Here is a 7,488-nt window from a genome sequence, read left to right on the forward strand (position 1 = left end):
CGTGCGGCCGCGGACGCGGCGGGGCTCGACGCCGCAGCGGCACAGGCCGCGGCCGACGACGCGGCGGCGACGTACGAGACCCGACTCGCGCAGCAGCAGGTCGAGCAGCGCAGCACCACGGCCGGGAGCGGTCCGGGCGGCACCGGCACCGCGAACGACACCCACCGGTACTGGAGCTGCCTGACGTCCGTCGACTCGGCACTCGGGTCACCGGCGATGTGCATGGAGGGCTTCACCGCGTTTGGCGAGGTGATGCTCAACCCGGCGAAGTGCGACACGCCCGCCGCGCGGGACTCGCTCGGCTGCCAGATGTACGACGAGTTCCAGCAGTTCGTCGGCGACAACGGCGACCTCATGTGGGACGTCGCGCAGCTCGCGCTCGGCCTCTGCGGGCTCATCCCCGGCGTCGGCGAGGTCTGCGACGGCCTCGACATGGCCGTCTCCGCCTACCGCGGCGACTGGGGCGGCGCCGCGCTGTCGCTCTTCGCGATGGTGCCCGCCGTCGGCGCGGGGGTCGGCATCGCGAAGGTGACCAAGCAGGTCGACCGGCTGCGCGGCAGCATCGACGAGATCCTCGACGCGCTCGACACCCGGGCCGCGCAGAACCTCGTCGCACGCAACCCGCGGGACATGGCGGTCAACCCGAAGGCGCCTGACGCGTTGTCGCTGAAGCGGCCGATCGGGTCGAGCGCCACCCAGAACCAGGCGCTCCAGGACAGGATCGACGAGCTGAACGCACTCGGTGCGAGGGACATGCGGGTCAACCAGCAGCAGGTGGCCCTCAACGACGTCCGGGTCGGCATCAACCGCCCGGACCTCCAGTACACGCTGGACGGTCGACGCCACTATGAGGAGTACGACACGAACGCGTCGAACCGGGGCCCCGAGCACGAGGCCCGGATCTTGTCCAACGACCCTGACGGGGTCGTCACGCTGCACACGGTGGACTGAAGATGACTGAGCACGACCTAGCCGCGACACTCTGGGGCGATGCCGTCGCACCACTGACCTCGTCCATCGGCTTCGTCCGAGCACCGCTCGACATGGTCGTCGACGGGCTCGCGACGTGGCGCACGGCCCTCCACGGTTCCGTGGCGGTGGAGCGGCTCCCGGGTGGCCTGCGGGATCACGTGACGACGCTGGAACCGCTGACGGCCGGAGTCGGTCCACGCGAGCTCGTCGTCGGCACAGCGAACCCGGAGTGGACGGCGGTGCTCGACTGTGGATACCCGCACGGTGACCCGGTGTCCACGGTGCTCTACCTCACCCGGACGCTGCAGCTGTACGGCGTGGTCATCACGTCGATCCCCGAGGCGAAGGACCCTGACGGTCCCGCGCGGTACGGCTCCCGCAAGCTCGAGATGCTCGGACCGGTCCGGACGGACTTCCTGAACTACGTCCGCACCATCTCGGTCGTCCAGGACGGCCGGAGGTGGAGGTTCGACGCCAACGGCACCGTTCAGGACTTCGAGGACCTCGAGGCGTACGGCCGACGGCGGATCGCGGAGCGGTTCACCGCGTCGATGCTGGTCGACTACGCGGCCGCGCTGGGGCTGCGGCCGTTCGACGAGGACTTCTACCCCGGACCGAGCGTCCTGGTGCGCAACCCGGCCGTAGCGCGGCCCGGAGCCTTCGTCCTCTCGTTGCACGACGCGCAGCAGCGGCTCGGGATCGAGCCCGCTCGCTGACAGGGACCAGCGGGTCGAGAAGACGGCGACGATGCCCGGCCGCAGGTCAGCCGGGTGCACGACGTGCAGTGGTGAACCCAGATGGATGACGTGATCGGAGCGTGGACGTGAGACGAGTGGTGGGTGGTGTCGGGGCGGCGGCCGTGGTGGCTGCTGTCGCGGTGGTGTGGGCGAGCAGCGCGGGTGCTGCGGAAGGGGCGGCGGCGGAGGTGCAGTCGTCGTTGGTGGAGGACTTCGCCTACCCGGGTGCGGACGCGATCCTCGCCGAGCACGGCCTGAAGGTGTTCACGGGTGACGGGCACGTCGAGCCGGTGTCGTCGGGCGCTGTGGGCGGGTCGTGCGCGCCGGGTCTGATCCAGGTGGAGACGTTGGTGGAGGAGGAGCCGTACGGGTCGTACTACTGCTTCCGGACGTCGGGGAGCCGTGGGTTCCTGACGTTGGAGGTGCCGCACACGTTCCTGCTACGGGGCGGGGACAAGCCCGTCGAGGCGACGGCGGAGCTGGCCTCCGGTGCGGAGGAGACGTACGCGGTGGCGCCGAACACGTCGGTCGCGGTCGACCCGGGTGAGGGTGCCGCGATGCCGCAGGCGATCCTCGTCGAGCTCCGGTTCGGTGCCTGGTGAGCGCGCGAGTCAGCCGTCCGCCGGTGGACGCCCGTCGCCCTCGTCGCGGCTTCGTTGCGACGACCGGGTGGACCGCACGGGTCGGCGCCGTCGCGCTCCTGCTCCTCGGTGTCGGGGTACCGGCCGCCTACGCGGTCCAGGGCACGACGCCGACCGGGGCCGTCGCCACTGCGACCGTGCGGCTCGAGATCGGCGCCGAGCGGGCCTGCTCGGGAGCCCTGATCGCACCGACCTGGGTCGTGACCGCCAAGTCGTGCTTCGCCGACGCCTCGGGCGCGGTGGCGCAGGGTGCGCCCACGGCGACGACGAAGGTCACCGTCGGGCGCGTCGACCTCACCGGGACCGCCGGACGGGTCGTCAACGCCGACCTCCTCGTCCCGCACGCCGCCCGCGACGCGGTCCTGGTGCGGCTCGCGTCGCCGGTGAACGACGTGGCACCGGTCAAGGTCTCCACGACGGCACCGGTCGCCGGGGAGTCGCTCACCGTGACGGGGTACGGGCGCACGACGACGCAGCTCGTGCCCGACACCGCGCACGCCGCGACCTACACCGTCGGCGCCGTCGGGACGGCGACGTTCGCCATCCAGTCGCAGGGGACCGGCGCGACGATCTGCAAGGGCGACGCCGGCGGCCCCGCGCTGCGGACCACCGCGGCCGGCGTCGAGCTCGTCGCGATTCACAGCACCGCCTACCAGGGCGGGTGCCTCGGGGCGACCACCACGCGGCAGGACGCCACGGAGACCCGGCTCGACGACCTCGGCGCCTGGATCGACCAGCAGATCCCCCCGCTGCTCACGACCCTCGCGGCGGCGGACTGGAGCGGTGACGCGCACGCCGACGTGCTCGGCGTCGACGTCCGCGGCGACGTCTGGTACTACCCGCACAACGGCAACGCGCTGACCGCGCGCGTCAAGGTCGGCAGCGGCCTCGCGACCTTCACGCACGTGATGGCGGCCGACTACAGCGGCGACGGGCATGCCGACGTCGTCGGCGTCGACAGCACCGGGCGGCTCTGGTACTACCCGCACAACGGCAACAGCCTGTCGACCCCGGTGCAGATCGGGTCCGGCTGGGCGACGTTCAAGCACGTCACCGCCGGCGACTGGAACAGGGACGGCCGTGCGGACATCCTCGGCGTCGACGCCGACGGGCTGCTATGGGTGTACACGAACGTCGGGCTGGCGCTGCCCTCGCGCATCCAGATCGGCAGCGGCTGGGGATCCTTCACGTACGTCCTCGCCGCCGACTACAGCGGTGACGGGCACGCCGACGTCGTCGGCGTCGACTCCGCGGGGAGGCTCTGGTACTACCCGCACAACGGTCCCGGCCTGTCCGCTCCCGTGCAGATCGGTGTCGGCTGGGGCACCTTCAAGGAGGTCATGGCCGCCGACTGGAGCGGCGACGGCCGTGCCGACATCATCGGCGTCGACTCCGCCGGCAGCACGTGGCTCTACGAGAACAAGGGCCTCTCGCTGCCGGGTCGCGTCGCGATCCCGGGCGCGCCGCAGATGCGCTGATCCCACGGCCGTGCCGCCGGGACCTCTCACGAGAAGTCCCGGCGGCGCGGCCTCACTCGTGCGCTAGGTGGTGGGGGCCCAGCCGAGACGCGCCGCCACCACGTCCGCGGTCGCCGACGGGAACTCCTCCCAGCCGGGCTCCAGCACGTCCCGCGCCAACGCGTGCAGCGCGCGCGCAGCGTCCTCGACGGGTGCCGCCAGAGCCGCCGCGAGCCGCGGCGCGATCTGCGGGTAGGCCGCCTCGAACCGACGCGCCGGGTCGATCGCCTCGCGGTCCCGCACCTCCGTCGGGATGCGCGCCCGGATCGCCAGGACGAGATGCTTCACGGCCCACTGGCGCACCATCTCGCCCCCGCTGAGCACCTCACCGCGCCTGGCACGCCCCACACCGACCATGAGCTTGACCAGGGCGAGCGCCGCGTCGTTCGCCGGATCGGGCTGCGGCTCGTCCGCGGCACGTCGCCCGGACGACTCGACCAGCGCCGCGAGCGTCCCGTCCTCGTCGATCACGACGTCGTGGTGGACGACCGTCGCGCCGCCGAGCTCCGCACCCGTGGCCGCCGCGAACTCCATGAGGTGCCCGTCGTCGTAGAGCACCGCGAACCCGATCGCACCCTCGCGCGCGACGGTCACCACCCGCTCGACGTCCGGCAGCCACGCGCGCACGTCGCGCACCTCCTCGCCCTTCCCGTCCGCCGCGATCACGAAGAAGTCGTGGTCGGACCACTCGTCGCGCCGGGCGGCTTCCGACCGCGCTGCCGAGCCCAGGAGCACCAGGCCGGCCGCGGACGGATGGGCCCGGACCGCCGCGACAAGGGCCGCGGTGTGGTCGTCGAAGCTGCGGACGGGCATCCAGATCCTCCGGGGGAGTGCACAGGGACGAGACGTCTGGACGCTAGTGGCCCGTGACGGCTGGTGTGGACGCGCCGTGCCGCGGCGCTTCTCGAGCAGCCAGGAGACAGCCCACTCCTGCCCCTTCACGAGGTCTCGTTGCTGCCGTCGATCGATCCCCAGCGCATCCGTCGCTCTCGCGAGCGCTGTCAGCCGTCATGCCACGTGCACTCGCCCCACGAATCAGGCACCTCGTCCTCTCGCGCCCACCGCGTGGTGCGCGGAGTGATGTGCACCCCACCGGCGACGCGCCACGTTCCGGGCTCGGGATCGATCCACGACTTCTCCGACACGTCGGACGGGTGGAGCCACACCTCGCTGCCCTCGTCGCACAGGAGGACGACCGTGCCCGACGCAGTCATGATCGGACGCACCAGACCCTGGTCGTAGCTGGGGCAGGACATCAGCCAGCCGGTCACCGGCTGCTCGGAGAGCAACGTGCCCATCACTTACCTCCCATCGGGATACCCGACACCGGAAACGACGTGATCACGTGATTGCCGTTCTCGATCCCCAGCACCATGTACGACACCTTCGGGTGTCCGGCCGTGGACCCCGGCTCGCCGCCGACGTAGCCGACGTCGCGCTGCATGTTGACGTAGTAGGAGGTGCGATCGCCATTCGTGAAGGACACCACAGGCCCACGTCGTGCAATCGCCCAGGCCTCATCGGTGGCGGCGAGGGGATCTTCGGTGAAGACGCCGTGCTTCGACCGCTGCGGCTGGTCGGTCGCATGGTTCAGGACGTGCTCGACTCGCGAGTCGAAGTGCGGATCCGGCCCGTAGATCAGCCCTCCCGGCGATCTGAATGTTCCGTCCGGTAGAACGGTCAACCTCACGCTTCCGACCAGCCGCTCCGGAGCCTGTACGGCACCGTCCAGCACCGAGGCAGCCACCGTGGCCGGCGCATGAGTCGTGTCCGGAACGACAGGCCGCTGCTCGAGCTCCCGAACGAGGGAGCCCGTCCGCCCGAGCATGCCGGCGGCGCGGCTGCCCTTGAGTGCCGTCCCGGCGGCGCCGATCGCGCCCGGGAGGAAGGTGAAGGCGACGGATCCGGCGGCTCGTGCGGGGTCCTCGGACCAGGTGTCCCAGGCGAGCAGAGACTTCGCCGCCTCGTAGCGCACGTCCGAGCCGTGCTCGTCGGCCCGGAAGATGTCGGGCATCGAGGCCCAGGTCGTCCGGGCGGTGGCGAGGCTGAACTCCCATGTCGTGGTGTCCAGCCCGTAGTAGCCGGCGCTGCCCGCCACGCCGGCCCAGACGCTGTCGACGGCGATGCCGTCCCAGAGGAAGTGCTTGACCTGGACGGCGGCGGACTTGGGGCACGGGTCGTGTCGGCGGACGACGTGGCCCCACGGCTGGTCGCCAGCGGGGAGGGTCGTGGCGCGCGAGACGTGCAGGCCGTCCGGGGTGCACTCGCGCAGGGCGCTGTCGCCGCGTGTGGCGGCGCGGATGCGGAGGGCGCACTGGCGGGCGGCCTCGTCGAGCAGGGACTGCTGGACGCCGACCGCGTGAACGAGTCGGGTGTTCTCGTCGACGAGGTCCTGGTCGCCGTCCCAGCGCTCCCTCGCCGCGGCGCGATCGCGGAAGGAGCGGGCGTCGTCACGCAGGCCGGTGAGCGTGCGCTGGACGGGGCGGATCGTGTCGGCGTACTCGCGGACGGCCGTCGCCACCTGCGCGAGCGCGTCGGCGTAGCGCGCAGCAGCGGGCTCGACGGGGAGGATGCCGTCGAGCAGGGCGGGCGCCTCGGGTGCCTCGTAGACGGCCGACAGACCGCGCCAGCGGTCGACGAGGTCGGCGCCGCCCGCGCGCAACGCGCGCGACGAGCCGACGAGGTCGGTGGCGAGCCGGCCGAGGTCGTCGGCCTGGAGGTCGCGGCCGGGGATCGCGTCCGGGTCGATGCCGGCGTCCACGGTCACGACGTCCAGCCCCACGCCGTCTGCGCGGCGCGCAGGGTCTCGCCGGCCATCTGCTCGTCTCCCGCCTGGTAGAGCGCGGACGCCTCCGAGGCGGCGCTCGCGAAGGCCGCGACGCGCGCGAGGTTCGCGGACGTCAGGGCGGTGTACGTCTCGACGAACGCCACGAGCTCGGTCGCGACGAGGGCGTCGTGCGCGGCGTCCATGACCTCGACGCACGTGTCGGTCGCACGACCGGCGACGGCGGCGAGGTCGGTCGACGCCGTGTCGACGCGCTCGAGGACGCCGACCACGCCCGCGGGGTCGATCCGCCACCCGGTCACCGGCGCTGCCCTCGTCCGGCCGTGGTCGGGAGGTCGGTCGTCGTCCCTCGCGTCGTGCGCATCGCGTCTCCCTGCATGGTCCCGTCGGGCCGGTCGTCGTCCCTGTCGAGCGCCGAGCGTGCCCGAAGGGGGCCGCCGCTCGTCGGAGTTGTGCACAGGTCCGCGTCTCACAGGTGGCGCACGGGTGCGCTCCAGTGCCCGTCCGGGTTCGGGGCGTTGTGTGGTCCTCGACGACGAACGACGCGTGAGCCGAGGAGGACACGATGGACGACACGACCCGCACCGGCGGCACGCCTGACGACGAGACGCCCCGACCGACGCAGGGCGCAAGCCCCCAGCCGGCGACGGAGGGCACGGCGCCCGACAGGACCGACACCACGCCTGAGCCCACGGTGCCCGAGACGAGCACCGCGGAACACCGGCCGACGATGGCGGCAGCGTCGCAGCACGCCGCTTCGACGGGCGCACCTGCGCCGGTGGCCGCTGCTCCGGCGAGCGCAGCCGCGCCGCTTCCTGCCGCGCCGGCGAACGGGC

Annotated in this window: 8 protein-coding genes and 1 pseudogene; 5 read left to right on the forward strand and 4 right to left on the reverse strand. The window is 72.4% G+C overall.

Annotation, left to right across the window (positions count from 1 at the left end; genetic code table 11):
* The 4 genes from HGA02_RS06545 to HGA02_RS06560 form a co-directional block, all read left to right on the forward strand.
* A partial coding sequence (locus HGA02_RS06545) for a hypothetical protein (RefSeq protein ID WP_210728249.1) occupies positions 1–951 on the forward strand: 951 nt, incomplete at its 5' end.
* A gap of 2 nt (positions 952–953) precedes the next feature.
* Positions 954–1,688, forward strand: a complete 735-nt coding sequence (locus HGA02_RS06550; RefSeq protein WP_168678350.1) for a hypothetical protein — start codon at positions 954–956, stop codon at positions 1,686–1,688.
* Between the two features lie 107 nt (positions 1,689–1,795).
* Positions 1,796–2,311, forward strand: coding sequence for a lipocalin family protein (locus tag HGA02_RS06555; protein ID WP_168678351.1), 516 nt, complete (start codon positions 1,796–1,798; stop codon positions 2,309–2,311).
* 176 nt (positions 2,312–2,487) lie between these two features.
* Complete coding sequence (locus HGA02_RS06560) at positions 2,488–3,828, forward strand: FG-GAP-like repeat-containing protein (RefSeq protein WP_343035327.1); 1,341 nt, start codon at positions 2,488–2,490, stop codon at positions 3,826–3,828.
* A gap of 63 nt (positions 3,829–3,891) precedes the next feature.
* On the opposite strand, the gene HGA02_RS06565 is transcribed toward HGA02_RS06560, so the two are convergent.
* From HGA02_RS06565 to HGA02_RS21625, 4 genes are all read right to left on the reverse strand, one after another.
* Positions 3,892–4,680: a hypothetical protein gene (locus HGA02_RS06565; RefSeq protein ID WP_168678352.1), complete on the reverse strand. Its 789-nt coding sequence runs from the start codon at positions 4,678–4,680 to the stop codon at positions 3,892–3,894.
* A gap of 188 nt (positions 4,681–4,868) precedes the next feature.
* Positions 4,869–5,165, reverse strand: a complete 297-nt coding sequence (locus tag HGA02_RS06570) for a hypothetical protein (protein WP_168678353.1) — start codon at positions 5,163–5,165, stop codon at positions 4,869–4,871.
* Positions 5,165–6,529 (reverse strand): hypothetical protein, encoded by a 1,365-nt coding sequence (locus HGA02_RS06575; protein WP_168678354.1) that lies wholly within the window; start codon positions 6,527–6,529, stop codon positions 5,165–5,167. Before HGA02_RS06575 ends, HGA02_RS06570 begins: the two co-directional genes overlap by 1 nt.
* Positions 6,530–6,630: 101 nt before the next feature.
* Positions 6,631–6,954, reverse strand: coding sequence for a DUF6507 family protein (locus HGA02_RS21625; RefSeq protein WP_168678355.1), 324 nt, complete (start codon positions 6,952–6,954; stop codon positions 6,631–6,633).
* A gap of 263 nt (positions 6,955–7,217) precedes the next feature.
* Here HGA02_RS21625 and HGA02_RS20360 point away from each other — a divergent pair.
* Positions 7,218–7,488: pseudogene (locus tag HGA02_RS20360) on the forward strand (M23 family peptidase); the annotation flags it as partial.

It is taken from the genome of Cellulomonas septica, from assembly GCF_012396155.1.
Taxonomy (GTDB): Bacteria; Actinomycetota; Actinomycetes; order Actinomycetales; family Cellulomonadaceae; genus Cellulomonas; species Cellulomonas septica.

Excerpts from the sequence above, each read along its gene's own strand:
- HGA02_RS06550 (WP_168678350.1), top strand. The coding sequence starts at position 954 with ATGACTGAGCACGACCTAGCCGCGACACTCTGGGGCGATGCCGTCGCA.
- HGA02_RS06565 (WP_168678352.1), bottom strand. The coding sequence starts at position 4,680 with ATGCCCGTCCGCAGCTTCGACGACCACACCGCGGCCCTTGTCGCGGCG.
- HGA02_RS06570 (WP_168678353.1), bottom strand. The coding sequence starts at position 5,165 with ATGGGCACGTTGCTCTCCGAGCAGCCGGTGACCGGCTGGCTGATGTCC.